Here is a 19533-nt window from a genome sequence, read left to right as displayed (position 1 = left end):
TTCTAATATATTTAAATCAAAATTACAAATTAATTTTTAACCTGTATTTTAAAATGAAACACAAATTAACGGCCGGGAATCTGGTTTTTAATGGATAAAATAAGGACTGAATTATTCTTATGGAGAGGATCTTGCCTTCTGAATCAATTGATTTTAATTCAATGTGAATTCGATAGTTATTTGTTTTTATGTGATTTAATGCGATAAAAAAAGCCTGTTGAAAAAATCGGTTCATCTTCAAAATTCCTTGCAATATCTTAACCGAAAGTTCTTCCGGCATCCGGCGTCCCTCTTCCAGCCATTTTTGGTACGGTTTGTACTTCGAGCGCGCGTTAATTTAAAAATTTCCTGCCATTGATTTTCTCTTCTGCAGTCGGTACCAATAGTCGGTCCTCTACATCTTCTAGTAAAAACCCCCGTTTTAAAAAATCAGTATTTACCCTCAGCTGCAGGAAAATATTTCCTCCTACTTTTGAAATGATGATGAAGACCACATGATGGTAACGATGTAAACTTAAATCCTGAATAATATGCCAACAATTCGCGACAACGATTTTATCCTTCATATGCTGGAGGGAGTCACCAATCTGCAGATTTCCATTACCGGTCATTCCATCACGTCCGGTCAGCCGTGGGAAAATACCCCTTCTGTGGCCGCTAACGGAAACAGTACCTGGAAAATTACCGTACGGGCCGGAAGAAAAGGCAGCAGTGGAGTAGCCGACTGGTTCAGAAATCAGATCACCGGCGGGAGCGCCATCGGATGCAGCACCTCCGAAAGCATGCCGGGTGAACTGAATTTTGCCTTCACCTGTACTATTTCCTTCGATTACAGGAACAAACGCTGCCAGCTCCCCAATCTCGTCATCGGGCAAGGACATAACTGGAAGTCTGAGAACAACTGGTGGATTGGCAGTAAACAGCTGAAAAAAGCAGGGAATCTCTATATATTGTCTACCAATCCCGGAACCGACTTCAACTGCAATCTGGCCGTATCGGGCGTAAACGAATTTTTCTTCTCCCTGAATATGATGCAATGGATGGGCAAACTTGATCCGGATTCCTCCCTTCTGTCATTAAGCATTCCCGGTACTCATGATTCCGGAACTTATAATATTCCTTCTGTAGTAGTAGGGGCGAGATGTCAGAATTATGATATCCGGAGACAGCTGGAAGATGGTATCCGTTTTTATGATATCCGGCTGGCCAACGGCTCCAGCTCTTCCGATCCTTTAGTGCTTTACCACGGGTTTGTTCCCTGCGATGTAAGTTTTGGGGAAGTACTCAATGCCTGTGATGCTTTCCTGAAAGGCAATCCGTCCGAAGTGATTCTGATGTCGGTAAAAAAAGAAGACGGGTCGGATATTTCCGCTAACTTTATTACCTATCTCAAAAAATACAATTCCCTGTACTATAAAGGAAATACTGTTCCCGATCTTCAGCATGCAAAAGGAAAGATCATCTTCTTTTACCGGTTTGATCTTAACGTCGGAAACTCAGGAATTGATAAAAATGCGTTGGGCGTAAGTTTTGGCGAATGGAAAGATGATGCGACTTTCGAATCTGCCAATGCCCAGGGCCAGAAATTTTATATCGAAGACAACTATAAGAGCAACGACACGCATAAAAAGGCGGAAGAAGTAAAAGCCAATCTGGAAAAAGCGGTAAAAACCGATGCGGCCAATCAGCAGGTCCTGTATATCACATTCAACAGCATTGCCGTCGGAGCTCATACGCCCTACCAGTATGCATGGGGTGGTTTGGGTGTAAATCCGGCGATGAATCCTTGGCTGAGAAACTATACCCTGTATTCCGGGAAGAAAAGGCTGGGTATTATCCCGCTTGATTTCTATAATAACGGTGGTGACAATCCGAATGAAAACGGCCTGATCAACAACATTATCCAGTCGAACTACTAATAGAAAAGTTTATGATTAAGTAGAGTGAAAGCCGAAAGGTTTATGATTAAGGCCGGAAGAATTTTTCTTCCGGCTATTTATTCTATTGATAAACTAATATAAATTACCACTAATTCAAAATATTAAAGATAAGCAATCTTAAATTTTACTCTTTATAGCAAAAGGAATTCAGCATTTCTTCACCAATTGAATCTGGAATAACCTAATTCATTCCCTATTGCGATCTGTTTTCAATCCTGAGAGAATAAATCTGTTCCGTAAAACAAAATCATCAGAAGTAAAAATTTTTTATGTTTATAGTATTTAAGAATATTGTTATCACCAAAATACAAAATTTTCAATTAAACAGCTTCCTGAACTCCCCCGGCGACTGCTTCACCTTCTGCTTGAACAATTTACTGAAAGACTGCGGATGTTCAAACCCCAGTTCGTAGGCAATTTCACTGACGGATAAGGTAGTGGTGCTCAGGCGTTCCTTGGCGTAGTCGATTAATTTGTTCTGGATGTGCTGTTGGGTATTCTGTTGGGTATTGATGCGCAGCAGGCTGCTGAGGTAATTGGGCGAAATGTTCAGCTGTCCGGCAATGGCGGTTACAGAAGGAATTCCGTTTTCCGGAAGGCTGCCGCTTTCAAAATATCCGGAGAGTACTTCCTCGAATTTGTCGAGCAGTTCATGGCTGGACTTTTTCCGGGTGAGGAACTGTCGTTCATAAAAACGTTCGGAGTAGATCAGGAACAGCTCCAGCTGGGCGACAATCAGTTCCTGGGTAAACTTGTCGATGTTGTTCTGGTATTCCTTTTCGATATTTTTAAACAGGCAGACGATAATGTTTTCTTCTTTTTCCGACAGGAAAAGGGCCTCGTTGATCCGGTAGCTGAAAAATTCATAGGATTTCATCTTTTTTGCCAGAGAAGTTCCCCAGAGAAAATCGGGATGGATCAGAAGCAGGTAGCCGGTCGGTTCCACTTCCACGTCGGGTTTCATCTCGATCCGGAGAAACTGGAGCGGCGAAACAAAACAGAGCACACCGGAATCGAAATCATATTCCTGCTGACCATAATTGAACCGGGCGTTTACATTTCTTTTTAACCCGATGGAGTAGTAGTTCTGGATCCATTTCATTTCGTCATCGTTCACCGGATACTGCACTTTGCTGTAATCGATCAGGCTGATCAGCGGATGTTCCGGTTTCGGCAGACCGCAGAATGTGTGAAAATCGGAAATGGAATTAAAACGGATAGGCTCTTTCATAAAAGCTAAGGTATTAAAATAAACAGGTTAGAGGAATTTGTAATTTTCCCGAAAAGATGTAATGAGAAGAAAATCGAAAATTTTCAGTTGGATCAGGTCTGTTGAGACTATCAAACCCATAAAGTTCTTGAAAGTACTTTAACCAAAGGTCTTCCGGCATCCAGCCCCCCTCTTCCGGCCCTTAAACGGTTTCTAATCATCTCACCAGAATGATTTTACCGGTGTGTGTCCCGTTTTCCAGCAGTCGGTGTGCCTCGGAAGCTTCCGAAAAAGGAAAAGTCCGGAAGATCACAGGCTTGAATTGCTTTGCTTCGATCAACGGCCAAACGGATCTCTGAACTTCTTTTGCCAGTTGTTTTTTAAATTCGTATCCCCTGCTCCGGAGCGTGCTTCCTGTGACCGTCAGACGTTTGGTCATCACTTTCTTGATGTCGAGACGGGCCGGGCTTTGATCTACAGCATTGATGTGGACCAGTCTTCCGTCAGGTTTTAAGATATTGATGTTTTTGGCTAAATAGTCGCCGCCGATCATGTCCAGAATCACATCCACGCCTTCGCTTTGCAGTTCGTCTTCAAAATTCTGGGTTTTATAATTAATGTACGAATCTGCTCCCAGATCAAGGCAGGTTTTCCCTTTTTCTTCAGAGCCGACGGTAACTACCACTTTGGAACCTAAGGTATGGGCAATCTGGATTCCGGTGATGCCGATGCCGCTGTTTCCGCCGTGAATCAGAAGGGTTTCTCCGGGCTGAAGATTTCCCCTCTGAAAAATATTGGACCAGACGGTAAAAACCGTTTCGGGTAAACTGGCCGCTTCCGCAAAACTCAGTCCATCGGGAACCGGAAGGCACTGACCTTCACGGACACTGACAAATTCCGCGTACCCGCCGCCTTCCAAAAGAGCGCAGACTTTATCGCCGACTTTAAGATCAGTTACCTCAGGTCCGCATTCAACCACCGTTCCGGCGACTTCCAAACCTAAAATATCATCCGGGACACCGGCCGGAGCGGGATAATTGCCCTCACGCTGGAAAACATCCAGACGGTTAAGTCCTGCCGCTTTTACTTCTATCAATACCTGATCTCCTGAGATTTCGGGCGTCGGATATTCTTTTAATGCTAAAACTTCCGGTCCTCCGGGTTTTGTAATTACGATTGCTTTCATTGTTTGTATGAAGTTTTTATTTAACTTTTTCCCGGGTCAGTTGGCTGATGGCTTATCGGTCCACTCTTCCTGCCGGAAATTACTTCGGATAGACTTCATAATTTGTGCCGATACCATCGGGAGCTTCAAATAACTAAAAAGCTGTCTGAATTAAATTAAACAAGGCATTCATTTCTGTCCTTATTCAGTAATTATTCAAACAGCTTTTGACATCCCGGCTACAGGTCCTGAATTTTATTTTAAGACAACCCTATTAAAGGGCAGTCGATTCCGTCAGGCTCTTCCAGTTTTCTGCATCCTTCGTCATTGTTTTGAACTTATTATTCAGAAACTCATTGGTTTCAATACCGAGCAGGAAATGAACCGGCGGATTCTGTTCTTTGCTCAGGGCAATCAGGGCTTCAGCTGCTTTTACCGGATCATTCGGCTGGTTCCCGTTGATTTCATTCAGGTGGGCCTGTTCCGAATTCCTTGCCGATTCATAAGCTTCAATGGTATGAGCCGGAGTTTTCGCCGATTCCTGGGTTAAAAAATCCGTGCGGAAATAGCCGGGGTAAACAACCGTTGCATGAATCCCGAAAGGTCTGGCTTCTTCCGCCAGGGCTTCCGTAAATCCGGCCACGGCAAATTTTGTAGAGCAATAAATGCCCCAGCCCGGAAAATTACCGGCGTAACCGCCGATGGATGAGATGTTGAAGATGTTTCCCGATTGCTGTTCCCGCAGGTAAGGCATCGCATTTCGGATAACGTTCAGGCTTCCGAAAACATTCACGTCAAAATTTGCTCTTGCTTCTTCGTCGGTCAGTTCTTCCAGCGTTCCGATCTGGCCATAACCCGCATTGTTGACGATCACGTCAATATTTCCAAAATGTTCCACAGTTTTCGCAACAGATGCTTTTACGTTGTCATTGTCCGTAATATTCATATCCAGCGGTAAAAAATTTCCGGAAGCTTTCCCGAAAGAAGCAACCAGCAACTCAACGGTACGGCTGGTAGCCGCCACCCGGTAACCTTCAGACAATAGTTTTTTTACCAGTTCAAATCCCAATCCTTTGGAGGCTCCCGTGACGAACCATACTTTGTTTGTTTCCATTATTTAAGTATTTGTTTAATTGATAGGACAAAGATCAGAAGATCAGTCATGAAAAAAGTAACCGGATCCGCGGAGAGTGTATCCGGATCGTGAATGATCAGCTTTAGATGAAGGCTGACAGCAGGATGATAATTATTTAACATAATATAAAAATATCTGACTTTATATCAATATATTTGCGCCAAATTGTACATATGAAAACTAACATGATTACAGCGGCGCTATGCCTTTTTTCTTCATCCTCTTTATTGCTGGCCCAGGTAGGCATTAATACCACCACGCCGCAATCCACTTTGGATGTAAACGGAAATATGAAAATCAGGCAGATGCCAACGGCCGCGTCTACTGTAGGGTTCCAGATCCTGGCTGTTAACCAGAATACGGGCGGCGATTTCGAGGTGACCCGGCTTAACCCCCAGCTCATTGCAGACCTGGCAACCCAAGGAGGGACTACCGGTGTAGCGGCATCGGTATATTCGGCCAGGAAGACCGCAGGGGTTACTCTGTTTTCCGCAACCGTTTTCCCAACCGGTTTCCGTGCCGTAAATTTTGTTAACTCCGAAAGGACAGTAGGTTCTACGGCTGTATTTTCTGATACGGATAACACCTATACTGTTCCCAGTACGGGGGTGTATCAAATCACTTATACCTTCAGATACGGACAAGGAGTATTTGGGCAGGCTGTTACTGCGGGAGTAGGAATCGTCCGTACAAGAAATGCTGTTTCAACGCTAATTAATTCACGTGCTTTTATGAGTGAAAATATAGGCAATAATATGACGGTGGCGATCGCACAGGAAACCCTGGACGGGCTGCACCCCCTGCAGGCAGGAGATAAAATTTCCTTTGGACTGACGAATTCATCTCTTCTGGATCCCGGTGTTCTAGGTAACAGTACGGCTAATTTCAGCATTTACAAAGTTTCAAATTAAATCAGAGCTTGTCCGAAAAACAGGTCATATCAGTCTGATTTTCCATTAAATATAGGTTAAGAATACGCTTCCCGATCTGTGAGGAGTGTATTTTTTTTGATTGTAAAAGGTAAGCCGATGGTTTCCGGATAAGCTGTAATTCGACAAAAGCATCAGATTGGTTAAAACATAAAATTAAATATTAGAAAGTCTGGTAATCGTACCGTGTCCTATCGGCCGATCTCCTTCGAAAAAATCGAAATCCATGCCTTCATACAGGGCTCCGGTGAATTTTTCGGGCTGAAGCAAGGTAACTTCGGAAGTAACAGTGTCTCCGGGAAACACCAGGTCTTCTTCACCGGTGAATTTCTGAATGGCAATAAAAAGGTTTTCATCGAACGGAAATTTGATGATGGGCCTGTGGTCAGAGGAAACGGGAGAGGTAAGCCCGCCTGCTTCAGTAGAATCGTAGGTCAGCAATGCGGTAAAATGATATTTTGTTTTCATAGCATGAATTTTTGTAGCCTGCACAATATCTATGCCTGTTTCAGGTGTTATCTGCAGGTTGTTGGGGTAAGGACTTCACTGTAGACGGCTTTTAAGATATTTTTATATTTCAGATGTCCGTTATTTTCAGGATCTGTCAGTTCCCCGGTCAGTATGTAAAGTTTATTGCCTTCAATTTTCATGAATTTGGCTTCCGTTTGTTTACTGCCTTCAATCGTATAATCATACAACAGCTCCATTTCATGGGCGGAAACCAGTTTTCCGGAAAGTGTTCCCTGCGCACCGTCTTTTTCCCATGGCTGCCAGGTCATTTCGCCGTTTACGTTACTACCGGAGATCATAAGATGCACATAAGTGGTATCTCTATCTTCAGTTTTCATAAAACAGTAATTTCCTTTCAACGTTTTTACAGATTCCCGGATCCGTTGATCCTTGTTTACATCGTTCGTTCCATAGGCCTTGTTTTCCTTATTGCAGGAAAAGATCAGGAGCAACATACCAAGAGACATGGGTAAAGAAATTATTCTTTTCATCTCATCAGATTTTAAGTTGGATCAAATATGCTGAATTGTCTTCAAATAAAAAAGAGAAACCCGAAAGTTTCTCCTGAATTATAATTGTCCGGCCCGGTTTACCACGGACTGATTCCTGTTTCGTCCTCAATGTCGTTGCTGAAGAATTGTCCGGTCGGGCCATCTTCATCGGTCAGGGTATGTTTAACGATAAACGTTGCGGCACTTTCTATTGAGCCAGGTCCGCTGTGGTGGTTGAAATCCGTTGCGGTATAACCGGGATCAATAACATTCACTTTAAAAGGAAGTTCCCTCAGCTCATAAGCAAGAACAATGGTATAGGCATTTAAAGCAGATTTCGAAGGCCCGTACGCTGCATTTTTCACATGGTAATATTTCCATTGCGGATCGGTGTGTAAAGTGAGCGAGCCTAATCCCGAAGTGATATTGCTGATTCTCGGGCGGTCCGATTTTTTAAGCAGTTCCAGAAAAGCCTGCGTTACAGTAATGGCCCCGAAGAAATTGGTTTCAAAAACTTCCCGGATGTTTTCAACAGCTGTTGCTTCTGCGGTCTGTGGCTGTACCCCTAAAATCCCTGCATTGTTGATCAGGATATCCAGTTTTCCCTGTTCTTTTTCAATAAGATCCCTGGCTTTGGAGACAGAGTCAGGACTGGTGACATCAATTTCGACCGCCTTCATGTTTTTAAATCCTTTTTCAGCAAGGTCTTTTACCACTGCTTCACCTTTTGCAAGGTCACGGCTGCCTAAATAAATGAATAACCCTTTTTCCGAAAGCTTTTTGGCGGTTTCCAGTCCGATGCTTCTGTTGGCTCCGGTAATAAGTACGGTTTGCATATTTTTTTATTTTAATTGATTACTGAAGCAAAATTCCGCCAATTTCCCGGACCGGCATTTGCCATTTGACAAAAAGAGTGGTGGATGCGGGATGTGGGATGCGGGATGATGGAAGATGGAAGATGGAAGATGGAAGATGGAAGATGGATGCGGGAGGTTAGGGTAGTGCAGGTTTGGGCTTCTGACTTTATCATCCATTCTTTTCCCGGTTTATTTCTTGCCTAAATATTTCTTGCCGGAACCAGTGCCAAACTTCCAGCATCCATCTTCCAGCCCCCTACAGCTTCACATTCTTCCGGATCCTGCTCAGTGACGACTGGGTCACGCCAAGATAGGATGCGACATAGGAAAGCGGGATCCGGTTGACGGCAGAAGGGTAGATCTCCATGAATTTGAGGTAGCGTGTGGTGGCATCTTCCGAAACAAGCGGGCTTCGCCGTTCTACTTTCTGCATCAGGGCCCTGGAAATAATTTTATGGACAATGGCATCAAAACCTACAATGGTCTGCAACAGTTCCAGCCAGTCTTTTCTTTCAAAAACGATCAGCTTACAGTCGGTGACGGCCTGCACGTAGGCACTCGAGCAGATCTGGTTATCGAAACTTTCAAGATCCACGACCAGGTTGTTTTCATCGATAAAATATTTGGTGATCTCTTCGCTTTTATTGTTGTAATAGCAAACCCGGAGAATGCCTTCGGTAATGAATCCTACCTGCCTGGCTATTTTACCGGCTTCGGAAAAATATTCTTCTTTGGGGATGGAAACTTCCCTGGCTTTTGCCGTAATGAAATCCATCTGCTGTGGGTTTAGGTTCCCGAAGGTCAGGATAAAATCAAATAATGCTTTCATGCGGGCAATTTAGGGAAAGTTTGGTATTTGCCATTTGCCATTTGACAAATATTTATTTCACTATGATCATGACAAATATTTAATTTGAACCCGAATTGAAAATCAGGTAATAAGCCGGAAGTTCCTTTTATCAAAATACGGTTGAAGGTAGTGACGATCAGGCGAAACCGTTTGTCTTTCTGTCGGAAGCAATTCTATTTAATATGCTGATTAATAGAATTAATTTTACTGTATCATTAAATAATGACTGAAATTAAGTTAAATACGGTTGGATTCACGCTAATAAGAAGAAAAAGCCATTACAGAACGGCTTTATCTCCATGAATTCATCCGGAAGAATTGAACATTGAATCCTGTACTCACCGGACCCTGATCATACATCCTTGATAAAATCCTCGTATTCATAATAAAACCTTTCGAAGCCGTCCATTTTTTCTACAAAAAATTCAAAGATTTCCTGCCAGGTATTTTTATTGAAGATGGAAACCTGATGCTTTTCAACCCAGATCCTGGCCATGACCTTACCGTTTTCCAGGGTATAATATTCGTCTTTATGGAAATCCCCGATAAAATCCTTCAGGATGTCCTCCAGCGACCAGATCTTTTCATAGTAGGCATTCCTGAAAATTTCGTCCTTCATTTCGATATCCAGAGAAACTTCCGCCTTTTTATTGTCTGCATAAAATTTGAACGACATGTCCTTGATTTTGGTATCGTACAAAATCCACTTCCTCGGGAAAGACTTTCCGAAAGCCGTCCAAAACTCCTTTTTTAACTGCTGTGCTTCCTGTTTGCTGAACATAAGACAAAGGTAGGAAAAAATCAAGAGCCAGGTAAAAAGTAAGAGGAGCCAGGTAGAATGCAGTTTGAAACGTTAAGAGAGATGAAGATTTTTAAGGCTGTTTATTCAAGACCACACAAGACTTTCTCCTAACAGAATGACAAAATGTTTAATTTGATAATCAAGACTTTTTATTGTATTTTTTGACAGGAGAGACTTCCGGCATCCAGCTTCCCTCTTCCAGCCTTTTAACTCCGGTTCTTCTTAAATACCTTTTTCCCTGGCTCTTTTAACTTGGTTGTTTAATTACTTTTTTCTTATTTTTGTTGTAATGCTTTCTAAAAAATCCCAATACGCTTTTAAGGCACTGTCATACCTGGTAGAAAAAAGGAATGACGGCCCGGTTCTCATTTCCGAAATTGCAGACCGTAAGAAGATTCCTTTGAAGTTTTTAGAAAATATCCTGCTTGAACTCAAAAAAGCGGATATCCTCGACAGTAAAAAAGGGAAGGGTGGCGGATATTTCTTCAGGGAAAATCCCGAAAACGTAAAGCTTGCCCGGATTATCCGGCTGGTAAACGGACCCATTGCGCTTCTGCCATGCGTCAGCCTGAATTTTTATGAAAAATGCGATGACTGCAGCGAAGATCACTGTGGCCTGCACGACGTACTGATCGAAGTGCGGGATGCCTCCCTGAATATTCTTGAACAGAGAACCTTAATGGATCTGGTGAATTAAAAAGATCCTTTTTTGGAATAATTAGTCTACTCATTTGGTAGGATAATTATTTTGTCGGATATTTGTTATACTTCAAATGGATAAATTATGATTTCAAAAGAAGAGGCAGATATTCTGAAACAGCTTTCGGCAGAGGAGGGATTGAAACTGATCTCCTCCAAATTCCCGCAGGGAAGCGTTTTCTCTACATCGCTTGGTCAGGAAGACCAGGTGATCACCGATATCATTTTCAGAAACGCACTTCCCGTCAAAGTATTCACCCTGGATACCGGAAGGCTCTTCCCTGAACATTACGAATTACTGGCCCAGAATCACGCCCGCTACAAAAAGAGAACGGAAGTCTATTTTCCGGAAAGTTCCGATGTTGAACAATATGTAAATGAAAAAGGGATCAATGCCTTTTATCATTCCGTCGAAAACCGGAAGGAATGCTGTTTCATCCGAAAGGTTAAACCTTTAAACCGTGCTTTGCAAGAGGCTGAAGTCTGGATCACGGGCTTGCGTGCCGGACAGTCGGAAAACCGTGAACACATGCCGGTGATCGAATGGGACGCAGAAAGACAGCTCTATAAATACAATCCGCTGATCCACTGGAGCTATCAGCAGGTACTGGATTACCTGGCCGAATACAAAGTCCAGGAATTATCCCTTCATAAAAGAGGATTTGTTAGCGTAGGCTGCCAGCCCTGTACCCGGGCGGTTGCAGAAGGAGAAAATCCCCGTGCCGGACGCTGGTGGTGGGAAAGCTCACAAAAAGAATGCGGCCTGCATACACACTAATTCAAAAAAATTAAACGAAAAAATGAATACTTACCAACCGGACTATCTGGAACAGCTGGAAGCCGAGAGCATTTACATTATGCGTGAAGTGGCGGCCCAGTTTGAAAAGCCGGCCCTGCTTTTCAGCGGTGGAAAAGATTCCATCACTTTGGTCCATTTAGCCATAAAAGCATTCGCCCCGATGAAAATTCCCTTTCCTCTGGTCCATATCGATACCGGGCACAATTTCCCGGAAGCCCTCCGGTTCAGGGACGAACTTGCCGAAAATATCGGTGCCGAACTGATTATAAGAAAAGTGGAAGACACCATTAAAGCTAAAAATTTAACCGAGCCTAAAGGGAAATTCGCTTCCCGGAACTGGCTCCAGACCCACACCCTGCTGGATACGATTGAGGAATTCCGGTTTGACGCCTGCATCGGCGGAGCCAGAAGGGATGAAGAAAAGGCCAGAGCCAAAGAACGGTTTTTCTCGGTACGCGATGAATTCGGGCAGTGGGATCCGAAACTGCAGCGTCCCGAATTGTGGAACATCTACAACGGCAGGATCAACAAAGGGGAAAATGTAAGGGTTTTCCCGATTTCGAACTGGACGGAACTGGATGTATGGAACTACATTAAAAGGGAAAACATCGGTTTGCCGCCGATTTATTTTGCCCACGACCGCGAGGTCATCGAACATGAAGGCCAGTGGATCGCCGTTTCGGATTTTATCAGGATCGATGAAAATGATACGGTTGTCAGCAAAAAAGTCCGTTACCGGACCGTAGGCGATATGACCTGTACCGCTGCCGTAGAGAGCCACGCCGGAACACTGGATGAAGTTGTTGCCGAAATTACGGCCTCAAGAATCTCAGAACGCGGGGAAACCCGGATCGACGATAAAGTGACGGAAGCGGCGATGGAAGACCGGAAAAAAGGAGGCTACTTCTGATGACTAATGAGCATAATCGGGATACCGGATCACTGCAGTTTATTTACAGATCATCAATTTTAAACTTTAAAAAAACAATGAGGCATTGGTAGGGATAATATTAAATTACTCATTACCAATTACTCATTACCCTTATAAAAACATGGATATATTAAGATTCATCACTGCCGGAAGCGTGGACGACGGGAAAAGTACCCTGATCGGAAGGCTTCTGTACGACAGCAAAAATATACTGATCGACCAGCTTGAAGCATTGGAAAAACAATCGAAAAACAAAAATGAAGACGGAATCGACCTTGCCATTTTAACGGACGGGCTGAGAGCCGAAAGAGAGCAGGGGATTACCATTGATGTGGCCTACCGTTATTTTTCGACCCCGAAAAGGAAATTCATAATCGCTGATGCACCGGGACACATCCAGTATACCAGGAATATGATCACGGGTGCTTCCAACTCCCAGCTGATCATCATTCTCATTGATGCAAGGCAGGGCGTGATCGAACAGACAAGAAGACATTCGATAATTGCCTCTTTGCTGAAAATGAAAAATGTGGTGGTGGCGATCAATAAAATGGATCTGGTGGATTATTCCGAAGAAGTTTTTAATGATATTAAAGCCCAATATGAATTGGTGGCTGAGAAACTGGGACTGGAAAATGTGAATTATTTCCCGATTTCCGCTTTTCACGGAGACAATATCGTCGGGAAATCCGAACAGATGCCCTGGTATAATGGTCCTGCATTGCTGGATTTCCTTGAGACCATTGAAACCGGTTCAGCCGAAAATTTTGACAGTCCGAGATTCCAGGTACAGTACGTGATCCGTCCGCAGACAGATGAGCATCATGATTACCGGGGTTATGCCGGAGAGGTGATTTCCGGAATGTATAAAAAAGGGGATGAAATTACGGTTCTCCCTCAACAGATTCAGACTAAAATTTCAAAAATTGAAACCGGCGGAAGAGAAGTGGAAGCCGTGTTTGCCCGGCAGCCTGCCGTGTTGCATACCGAAGACGATATCGATATCAGCCGCGGCGATTTTCTCGTAAAAACAGCGAGCATGCCTGAGGTTGAAAATGAAATCGAAGCTGTAGTCTGCTGGCTGGATAAAAAAGAACTGCAGGAGGGCAACAAATATTTCATTCAACATAAAAGCAGGGTACTGAAAGCGGTCGTAAAAGAAATTGATTATAAAATTGATGTGAATACCCTGGAGAAAATCCCGGTTTCAGAAAACGTAAAACTGAACGAAGTCGTAAAAATCCGGCTGAAAACAGCTTCACCTCTGGTCTATGACCGTTTTGAGGACAGCAACGCAACAGGAAATGCCATCCTGATTGATGAGACCAGCAACTCTACTGTGGGAGCGCTCATGATTTTATAAACTGAATCGGATGGTCATCTCAAGAAAAGTACAGATCAGGCTTAATGTTTTCTTCATTACGGTTGCAGCGGTAGCCGTCATTGTTTTCTCCCTATACGAAACGGGTTATCTTGACGAACTGCTGAAAGTTCTGGCTAAAGACGGCTATATTTTTTACTGGATGCTCTTAGTCGGGTTTCTGGCGGAAATCGTGGCCGGCTCTATGGGAATGGGCTACGGGGTCATCTGTACCACGACCCTTTTATTCCTGGGAATTCCGCCGCATGCGGTAAGTGCCAGCATCCATTCGGCAGAAAGTTTTACCACGGCAGCAGGAAGCATCAGCCACATCAAACTGAAAAACGTAAGCAAAAACCTGGTGAAAAGACTAGCGGTTCCGGCAGTGGTCGGCGCGGTAATCGGCGCGGTTTCCCTGACTTATCTCGGAGAATACTATTCGAAAATTACGAAAAGCGTCATTTCCTTTTACACGCTGTATCTCGGAATCCGGATTTTATCGAATGCGTTTAAGGAAAAGCAGGATAAAAAACTTAAAAGGAAAACCAACCTTACCAAGCTCGGGCTCATCGGAGGGTTTATCGATTCCTTTGCCGGCGGCGGCTGGGGTCCTCTGGTTACGGGCACACTGATCAAGAATTCCTTTACCCCGAGATTTGCCGTGGGAAGCTCTACGGTGGCCAAATTTATCCTGACGTTAACAGCTGCCATTACTTTTGTTTTTACACTAGGCATCCAGCACTGGAATATTATTCTGGGACTGCTGATCGGAGGGATAGTCACGGCTCCTTTCTCAGCCATGCTTACGGCAAAACTTCCGGTGAAGAGCATGTTTGCGGTCATTGGGACTCTGGTAGTCGTGATGAGCTGCATTACCATTTATAAATCAGTTTTTTAGCGGCTGATGCTGTTGAATGTTGAAAAATAAATCCCTGAAATATATTTTGGGGCTTTAAAATATTCTACATTTACACCGCTAAAAAATTAACAATGAATATACATGTAGTTGCGCTTTTTAAATTTAATGAAAATTACCTGATGGAAGCGGTGGAACTTTTTCAGACGCTGGTACGCGAAACCAGAAAAGAGGAAGGATGTCTCCAGTACGACCTCATCGAGGATAAAGACAACAAAGGGACTTTTTTCATGGTCGAATTATGGGAAAGTGAGGAACACCTGAACCGCCACAACGGGCAGGATCACCTGCTGGATTTCAGAAGAAACGTTTCCAAAATGCTGGAAAGTTCAACGATGGTGCACAAAGGATTTAAAACACTGTAATTCTGGTAAAGGAATCTGGTGCGACGGAAAAAACCGGTTTCCGGACATTTGATAAAAAACTAAAAGGCTGTTCACCGGAGTGGGCAGCCTTTTATTAGAAAAAATAGAAAGTATTATTTTAAAGTGAATGGTGAATAGTCAATACATACATTATGAATAGTCAGTTTTAAATTCACCATTGACCATTTACCGTTCACGGTTAACCTGTTTCATGATCAGCTTTTTCTTTAATATCAAATAAAACGGCAATTATATGCAAGCTGCCTCTTAAATATCTGTTTTATAGATTATTAAATTTTAACGATGAAATTGAAGTTTGTATAAGCTCAAAAAAACTGATCTATGAAATTATAAGTCAGCTAATGATCAAAAAACATCTGATCAGCCTATTTCTTAATGAATTTTGATTTTACTATTGTTCCTTCCGCGGTTTCGATGAGAAGATAATATACTCCGGTCTGAAGGGTATTGATGCCGAAAGATCTTCCCGATAACTTTCCATCGGCCACCTTTCGGCCTCCTGCTGAATAGATCTGGATATTCTTAGGATCTTTTTTGGTGATAAATTCCAGTGCGGTATGATCGGCATTTACGGCAAACCGAACCTCTTCCTGCGATTTTGCCAGGTCTGAAACGGCAAGGCTGGTTGCTGTATTATACACCACATTATCAATCTGTACCGCCACATGGCTTGTGGAAGGCGTAAACCTGAATACGATATACTGTTGGGCAGAAGCCGGAATATTCACGCTGATAGTCTGTACGGAGCCTATCGTCGACAGGGTAACCGGGTTTCCTACAGCAACAAAGGTACTCATATCCGTCTGGCTCGAAGCCATACCGATCTGGATGGTCCCGGAACCGGGAGAAGGGGCTACCAATACCGTCTGAAAAGACAGGGATTTGTCTCCTGCAGGGGCTACGATCTGCGGAGTAATCAGATAAGAAGAGGCACCGCCGTTATTTCCGGCATACGACTGCACCATTTTGTTATTCGCATCACCGGCATCCACCGCTACGATCATTCTCGGGGAAACCGGCGGAGGAGTGGCAGAGGCAGAAGCCACAACGGCTGCCCATCCGCCTTGTGGAAAGGTGGTATTTCCTGCCGTAAAGGCATTGAAATTCTCATTAATGGTTGCTACCTGAGCATTAATCGAAACTGCTGCAAACATTAAACCTCCAAAAAGTAATCCTGATTTCATACTGTTATTTTTATTTAGAATTATTCCACAAAAATATATAATTATTTTTAACTATTCTAAATAAAGTTTTATATTTGTCGAAATTTTTTAATCCCCATGAAGAAGAAACTGCTTTCCGTCCTGTCTTTATCCGCTCTCCTTTATGCACATGCACAAGAAAAAGATTCTCTCAACCAGACAAAGATTGATGAGGTGGTGATCACCGGACAATATATGCAGCAGTCGATCAACAGGTCGATTTATAAAGTAGAGGTGATTGATGCACGGCAGATTAAGAATATGGCGGTGACCAATGTTGCGGAAGTACTTAATCAGAATCTCAATATTTTAATTGAACCCGGCAAAAGCTCGGGGAATTCCAATGCCAGCATTATGGGATTAAGCGGCAAATACACCAAAATCCTTATCGATAATATTCCGGTAGTAAGTGACGAAGGAATGGGAAACATCGTAGACCTTACCAAAATTAATGTGAACAACGTTGAGAGAATAGAAGTCGTTAAAGGCTCCATGGGGGTTGAATACGGAAACAATGCCGTTGCCGGGGTCATCAACATCATTACCAAAAAAAATTACGGCACAAAATTTACAGCCCTGGCATCTTTACAGGAAGAGACTGTAGGTAAAGACTATGACTGGTTTAAAAAAGGAAACGGCCGGCACATCCAGTCATTGAATCTCGGCTACCGGATCAATGACCGCTGGTCGGTTTCTGCCGACATCAATCATAATGATTTCCAGGGATACAGAGGATCGCTCAACGGATATAAATATTTCAGCGAAAGCAAAGATGGCCTGCGGGGCTATGACTGGCAGCCTAAAGACCAGCTGACAGCAAACGGCACCATCCGTTACAGCAAAAACAACACGAGCTTTTTCTACAAGCTGAATTTTCTTACGGAAAAAATAAACTACTATAATCCGGTCATAACCGATGAATATATTGGCGGAGGTAACAGGACATATACAGCCAATGACAAAGATTACCATACCCACCGGTGGATCCACCAGTTCAATATCCAGAGCAAGCTGGGAAGGATCAACTATCTGGGAGACTTCTCCTACCAGAGCCAGGAAAGGAAATCACAGCAGTACACCTATGATGTTCCCAACCGGAAAGAAATTTTGAGAGATGCTGAAATTACATTCTATAAATCCGATGTATTGTACTCAAGAGGGATGTTCAGCAATTTCCTGGACAGCGACAAAATTAATTTCCAGATCGGGTATGAACTGGACAGGACCAAAGGTTTTGCCGATGCCACCACTTTTGAAAGCAACAACAACGGCAGAAGCATCGAACGCTCGGTCTTCAATTACGCCAACTTCCTGTCGGCAGAATGGAACATCAACAGCTGGCTTTCATTCCGCCCCGGGGTAAGATTGGCTTTAAGCGATAAATTTAATTCCCAATACAATTATTCCGGAACTTTAAGGTTTAAAACTTCTGAGAATTCGGATATCCGTACGGTCTTCGGATCTGCGAACCGGTTCCCCACGTATGACGAACTGTATACTTATGTTGTAGACAACAACCACGACATCAGGGGAAATGAAAACCTGAAGCCGGAAACCGGATATTCCGCCGCTGCATTCTGGGATTATGCCTTGACGAATGCCAACAGGTGGAAATTCAGTTTCAGTCTTTCGGGAATGTACCTAAATGTCCAGAACAGGATCGAAGATGTAATCGTCAACAACATTCCTTTACAGATGACTTACCTGAACGTGGACAATTACAAATCGATCCTGTTCGGAGGCGGAGTGAATCTCAGAAAAGGGGCTCTGTCATTAAATGCCGGTGTTTCGGTGATGGGAATTTCCCAGATATTGAACACGGGAAACCTTATTTCACCGGACAATTATAATTATTACGCGGAAGCCAACCTGGCGGCCAACTACACCCTACCTTCTTCCGGGACGCTGTTTGCCCTTTATTATAAATACACCGGGAACCAGCGGAGATACACGCATCTAGCAGACAAAGATAATCCCAAAGATCCGGGACAGTACATTCTGGGTGAGATCGGGGATTTCAGTATGCTGAATTTTACGGTAAGCCAGCCCTTCTTTAAAAATCATTTTGAAATCAGCGCGGGAATAAAAAATATTTTCGACGTGACCAGCGTGAGAAACACCGTCCAGTCCGGAAGCAGCCATAATGCAGCGGCAGATCAACAGAACCTGTTCTATGGCAGAAGCTATTTTGCCCGTTTAAATTATAATTTTTAAATCCCTGAAAATGAAAAAAATACTGTTTTGCTTACTCGTAGGTGCATCCTTTGTTTCCCAATCGTGTATTAATGATAATGAAGATCCGGTAACGGTTTCCCGAGGTGAAGGATCCATTGCAGACCCCCTCGTAGGTGGAGCTACACAACCCAACCAGGTCTGGATTGATCTTAGTGAAATTGATCCTGCTACAAAAGCACCTGTTCAAAGCCTTACCAAGAGAACGGATTGGGACCTTGCTTTTTATTCGGGAAACGATTTTAAAGTAGTCTTAAATTCATCCATCATGATGGCTGCGGGCAAAATTCCCAATGTTACGGATATTGATGCCGTTACCGAAGCAAGTGCTGCCTCCTTACAAACACAGGTTCAGGTGGCCAATTTCAATCCTTCCAATGTAATTTATATTGATGATGTAAAAGGGAACTTCCCTTCAGGATATACGGCCATCGATGAAATCAAATCAAATGATTCCGAAAACGCTGTTTATCTTGTCAATATGGGTAAAGAAATTTTCTCCGGCTCTGTTCCTGTAGGTTCTGTGGCCACAGGAGGAGACAGCAGGGGCTGGATGAAAGTGCAGATCAGCAGAACCTCAGCCGGGGGCTACAAAATAAAATATGCACCGCTGGCCTCTTCTTCCCATGAAGAATTGGTTATCAATAAAAACACGGCTTACAATTACAGTTTTGTCAGTTTAAAAAATAAAAAAGAAGTCCTCATTCAGCCTGAAAAGAAGAAATGGGACCTTTGCTTCACGGTATTCACCAATACCATTACCGGGGCGGGAAGCTACGTTTATGCGGATTTTGTGACGACCAACAATGTAGGTGGGGCCGGGGCTTATGAAGTCACCGTTCCGGCACCGGCATCAGGAGTGGAAGCCTATAACAATTTTAAGACATCCGATATCGATCCTTCTAAATTCATTTATAACGATCAGCGGATCATCGGATCCAACTGGAGAAATCCGGTGGGGGCAAACGGACTGGAAGTATACGGCGACCGTTTCTATATTATCAAAGATGCGGAAGGCTATTATTTTAAATTAAGATTCACCAGAATTACCAATACTTCCGGAGAAAGAGGTTTTCCCCAGTTCGAATATAAACCCTTATAATACAATCAAATAATAAA

At 43.4% G+C, this 19533-nt stretch carries 19 protein-coding genes; 10 read left to right on the top strand and 9 right to left on the bottom strand.

Annotation, left to right across the window (positions count from 1 at the left end):
* Nucleotides 1-530 precede the first annotated feature (530 nt).
* Complete coding sequence (locus tag CHA01nite_RS17795; RefSeq protein WP_146943867.1) at nucleotides 531-1919, top strand: phosphatidylinositol-specific phospholipase C; 1389 nt, start codon at nucleotides 531-533, stop codon at nucleotides 1917-1919.
* 337 nt (nucleotides 1920-2256) lie between these two features.
* On the opposite strand, the gene CHA01nite_RS17790 is transcribed toward CHA01nite_RS17795, so the two are convergent.
* The 3 genes from CHA01nite_RS17790 to CHA01nite_RS17780 form a co-directional block, all read right to left on the bottom strand.
* On the bottom strand, nucleotides 2257-3171 hold the full coding sequence (locus tag CHA01nite_RS17790) for a helix-turn-helix domain-containing protein (protein WP_146943865.1): 915 nt from the start codon (nucleotides 3169-3171) through the stop codon (nucleotides 2257-2259).
* Between the two features lie 196 nt (nucleotides 3172-3367).
* The gene (locus tag CHA01nite_RS17785; RefSeq protein ID WP_146943863.1) at nucleotides 3368-4336 is read right to left on the bottom strand and encodes an NAD(P)H-quinone oxidoreductase; all 969 of its coding nucleotides are present in this window, start codon (nucleotides 4334-4336) and stop codon (nucleotides 3368-3370) included.
* Between the two features lie 253 nt (nucleotides 4337-4589).
* Nucleotides 4590-5429: an SDR family NAD(P)-dependent oxidoreductase gene (locus tag CHA01nite_RS17780; protein WP_146943861.1), complete on the bottom strand. Its 840-nt coding sequence runs from the start codon at nucleotides 5427-5429 to the stop codon at nucleotides 4590-4592.
* A 194-nt stretch (nucleotides 5430-5623) separates the two neighbouring features.
* Between CHA01nite_RS17780 and CHA01nite_RS17775 the strand changes: the two genes are divergently transcribed.
* A complete protein-coding gene (locus CHA01nite_RS17775; protein WP_146943859.1) occupies nucleotides 5624-6361 on the top strand; it encodes a hypothetical protein in 738 nt (245 codons plus the stop codon).
* A gap of 174 nt (nucleotides 6362-6535) precedes the next feature.
* On the opposite strand, the gene CHA01nite_RS17770 is transcribed toward CHA01nite_RS17775, so the two are convergent.
* The 5 genes from CHA01nite_RS17770 to CHA01nite_RS17750 form a co-directional block, all read right to left on the bottom strand.
* Nucleotides 6536-6847: a hypothetical protein gene (locus CHA01nite_RS17770; protein ID WP_146943857.1), complete on the bottom strand. Its 312-nt coding sequence runs from the start codon at nucleotides 6845-6847 to the stop codon at nucleotides 6536-6538.
* Between the two features lie 47 nt (nucleotides 6848-6894).
* Nucleotides 6895-7380 carry a hypothetical protein gene (locus CHA01nite_RS17765; protein ID WP_146943855.1) on the bottom strand — a complete coding sequence of 162 codons (486 nt, stop codon included), beginning with the start codon at nucleotides 7378-7380 and terminating at the stop codon, nucleotides 6895-6897.
* Nucleotides 7381-7478: 98 nt separating this feature from the next.
* The gene (locus CHA01nite_RS17760) at nucleotides 7479-8216 is read right to left on the bottom strand and encodes an SDR family oxidoreductase (RefSeq protein WP_146943853.1); all 738 of its coding nucleotides are present in this window, start codon (nucleotides 8214-8216) and stop codon (nucleotides 7479-7481) included.
* 277 nt (nucleotides 8217-8493) lie between these two features.
* Entirely contained in the window at nucleotides 8494-9066 is a 573-nt protein-coding gene (locus tag CHA01nite_RS17755) for a Crp/Fnr family transcriptional regulator (protein WP_146943851.1), read from the bottom strand.
* Nucleotides 9067-9439: 373 nt separating this feature from the next.
* Entirely contained in the window at nucleotides 9440-9868 is a 429-nt protein-coding gene (locus tag CHA01nite_RS17750) for a DUF4268 domain-containing protein (protein ID WP_146943849.1), read from the bottom strand.
* Between the two features lie 310 nt (nucleotides 9869-10178).
* On the opposite strand from CHA01nite_RS17750, the gene CHA01nite_RS17745 reads away from it, so the two are divergent.
* The 6 genes from CHA01nite_RS17745 to CHA01nite_RS17720 all read left to right on the top strand — a co-directional run bounded on the left by CHA01nite_RS17745 (nucleotide 10179) and on the right by CHA01nite_RS17720 (nucleotide 14959).
* Nucleotides 10179-10586 (top strand): RrF2 family transcriptional regulator, encoded by a 408-nt coding sequence (locus CHA01nite_RS17745; protein WP_146943847.1) that lies wholly within the window; start codon nucleotides 10179-10181, stop codon nucleotides 10584-10586.
* 87 nt (nucleotides 10587-10673) lie between these two features.
* Nucleotides 10674-11366, top strand: a complete 693-nt coding sequence (locus CHA01nite_RS17740) for a phosphoadenylyl-sulfate reductase (protein ID WP_146943845.1) — start codon at nucleotides 10674-10676, stop codon at nucleotides 11364-11366.
* A 22-nt stretch (nucleotides 11367-11388) separates the two neighbouring features.
* The gene (cysD, locus tag CHA01nite_RS17735) at nucleotides 11389-12297 is read left to right on the top strand and encodes a sulfate adenylyltransferase subunit CysD (protein WP_146943843.1); all 909 of its coding nucleotides are present in this window, start codon (nucleotides 11389-11391) and stop codon (nucleotides 12295-12297) included.
* 142 nt (nucleotides 12298-12439) lie between these two features.
* Nucleotides 12440-13681, top strand: coding sequence for a sulfate adenylyltransferase subunit 1 (locus CHA01nite_RS17730; protein ID WP_146943841.1), 1242 nt, complete (start codon nucleotides 12440-12442; stop codon nucleotides 13679-13681).
* A gap of 10 nt (nucleotides 13682-13691) precedes the next feature.
* Nucleotides 13692-14576, top strand: coding sequence for a sulfite exporter TauE/SafE family protein (locus tag CHA01nite_RS17725; protein ID WP_146943839.1), 885 nt, complete (start codon nucleotides 13692-13694; stop codon nucleotides 14574-14576).
* Between the two features lie 92 nt (nucleotides 14577-14668).
* Nucleotides 14669-14959: a putative quinol monooxygenase gene (locus tag CHA01nite_RS17720; RefSeq protein ID WP_146943837.1), complete on the top strand. Its 291-nt coding sequence runs from the start codon at nucleotides 14669-14671 to the stop codon at nucleotides 14957-14959.
* Between the two features lie 386 nt (nucleotides 14960-15345).
* On the opposite strand, the gene CHA01nite_RS17715 is transcribed toward CHA01nite_RS17720, so the two are convergent.
* Nucleotides 15346-16164 (bottom strand): T9SS-dependent choice-of-anchor J family protein, encoded by an 819-nt coding sequence (locus CHA01nite_RS17715; RefSeq protein ID WP_146943835.1) that lies wholly within the window; start codon nucleotides 16162-16164, stop codon nucleotides 15346-15348.
* A gap of 96 nt (nucleotides 16165-16260) precedes the next feature.
* Here CHA01nite_RS17715 and CHA01nite_RS17710 point away from each other — a divergent pair, with 96 nt between their 5' ends.
* Both CHA01nite_RS17710 and CHA01nite_RS17705 read left to right on the top strand, forming a co-directional pair.
* Nucleotides 16261-18396 carry a TonB-dependent receptor plug domain-containing protein gene (locus CHA01nite_RS17710; RefSeq protein ID WP_146943833.1) on the top strand — a complete coding sequence of 712 codons (2136 nt, stop codon included), beginning with the start codon at nucleotides 16261-16263 and terminating at the stop codon, nucleotides 18394-18396.
* 10 nt (nucleotides 18397-18406) lie between these two features.
* Nucleotides 18407-19516: an HmuY family protein gene (locus CHA01nite_RS17705; protein WP_228458448.1), complete on the top strand. Its 1110-nt coding sequence runs from the start codon at nucleotides 18407-18409 to the stop codon at nucleotides 19514-19516.
* The last annotated feature ends 17 nt before the right edge of the window (nucleotides 19517-19533 follow it).

Origin of the sequence: Chryseobacterium hagamense, from assembly GCF_007991455.1 — a bacterium.
Lineage (GTDB): Bacteria > Bacteroidota > Bacteroidia > Flavobacteriales > Weeksellaceae > Chryseobacterium > Chryseobacterium hagamense.
This window is presented reverse-complemented; position numbering and strand designations above follow the sequence as displayed.

Bases quoted from the DNA above. Each gene is read 5' to 3' on its own strand.
- CHA01nite_RS17795 (WP_146943867.1), top strand. From the start codon at position 531: ATGCCAACAATTCGCGACAACGATTTTATCCTTCATATGCTGGAGGGA.
- CHA01nite_RS17790 (WP_146943865.1), bottom strand. From the start codon at position 3,171: ATGAAAGAGCCTATCCGTTTTAATTCCATTTCCGATTTTCACACATTC.
- CHA01nite_RS17785 (WP_146943863.1), bottom strand. From the start codon at position 4,336: ATGAAAGCAATCGTAATTACAAAACCCGGAGGACCGGAAGTTTTAGCA.
- CHA01nite_RS17780 (WP_146943861.1), bottom strand. From the start codon at position 5,429: ATGGAAACAAACAAAGTATGGTTCGTCACGGGAGCCTCCAAAGGATTG.
- CHA01nite_RS17775 (WP_146943859.1), top strand. From the start codon at position 5,624: ATGAAAACTAACATGATTACAGCGGCGCTATGCCTTTTTTCTTCATCC.
- CHA01nite_RS17770 (WP_146943857.1), bottom strand. From the start codon at position 6,847: ATGAAAACAAAATATCATTTTACCGCATTGCTGACCTACGATTCTACT.
- CHA01nite_RS17765 (WP_146943855.1), bottom strand. From the start codon at position 7,380: ATGAAAAGAATAATTTCTTTACCCATGTCTCTTGGTATGTTGCTCCTG.
- CHA01nite_RS17760 (WP_146943853.1), bottom strand. From the start codon at position 8,216: ATGCAAACCGTACTTATTACCGGAGCCAACAGAAGCATCGGACTGGAA.
- CHA01nite_RS17755 (WP_146943851.1), bottom strand. From the start codon at position 9,066: ATGAAAGCATTATTTGATTTTATCCTGACCTTCGGGAACCTAAACCCA.
- CHA01nite_RS17750 (WP_146943849.1), bottom strand. From the start codon at position 9,868: ATGTTCAGCAAACAGGAAGCACAGCAGTTAAAAAAGGAGTTTTGGACG.
- CHA01nite_RS17745 (WP_146943847.1), top strand. From the start codon at position 10,179: ATGCTTTCTAAAAAATCCCAATACGCTTTTAAGGCACTGTCATACCTG.
- CHA01nite_RS17740 (WP_146943845.1), top strand. From the start codon at position 10,674: ATGATTTCAAAAGAAGAGGCAGATATTCTGAAACAGCTTTCGGCAGAG.
- cysD (WP_146943843.1), top strand. From the start codon at position 11,389: ATGAATACTTACCAACCGGACTATCTGGAACAGCTGGAAGCCGAGAGC.
- CHA01nite_RS17730 (WP_146943841.1), top strand. From the start codon at position 12,440: ATGGATATATTAAGATTCATCACTGCCGGAAGCGTGGACGACGGGAAA.
- CHA01nite_RS17725 (WP_146943839.1), top strand. From the start codon at position 13,692: ATGGTCATCTCAAGAAAAGTACAGATCAGGCTTAATGTTTTCTTCATT.
- CHA01nite_RS17720 (WP_146943837.1), top strand. From the start codon at position 14,669: ATGAATATACATGTAGTTGCGCTTTTTAAATTTAATGAAAATTACCTG.
- CHA01nite_RS17715 (WP_146943835.1), bottom strand. From the start codon at position 16,164: ATGAAATCAGGATTACTTTTTGGAGGTTTAATGTTTGCAGCAGTTTCG.
- CHA01nite_RS17710 (WP_146943833.1), top strand. From the start codon at position 16,261: ATGAAGAAGAAACTGCTTTCCGTCCTGTCTTTATCCGCTCTCCTTTAT.
- CHA01nite_RS17705 (WP_228458448.1), top strand. From the start codon at position 18,407: ATGAAAAAAATACTGTTTTGCTTACTCGTAGGTGCATCCTTTGTTTCC.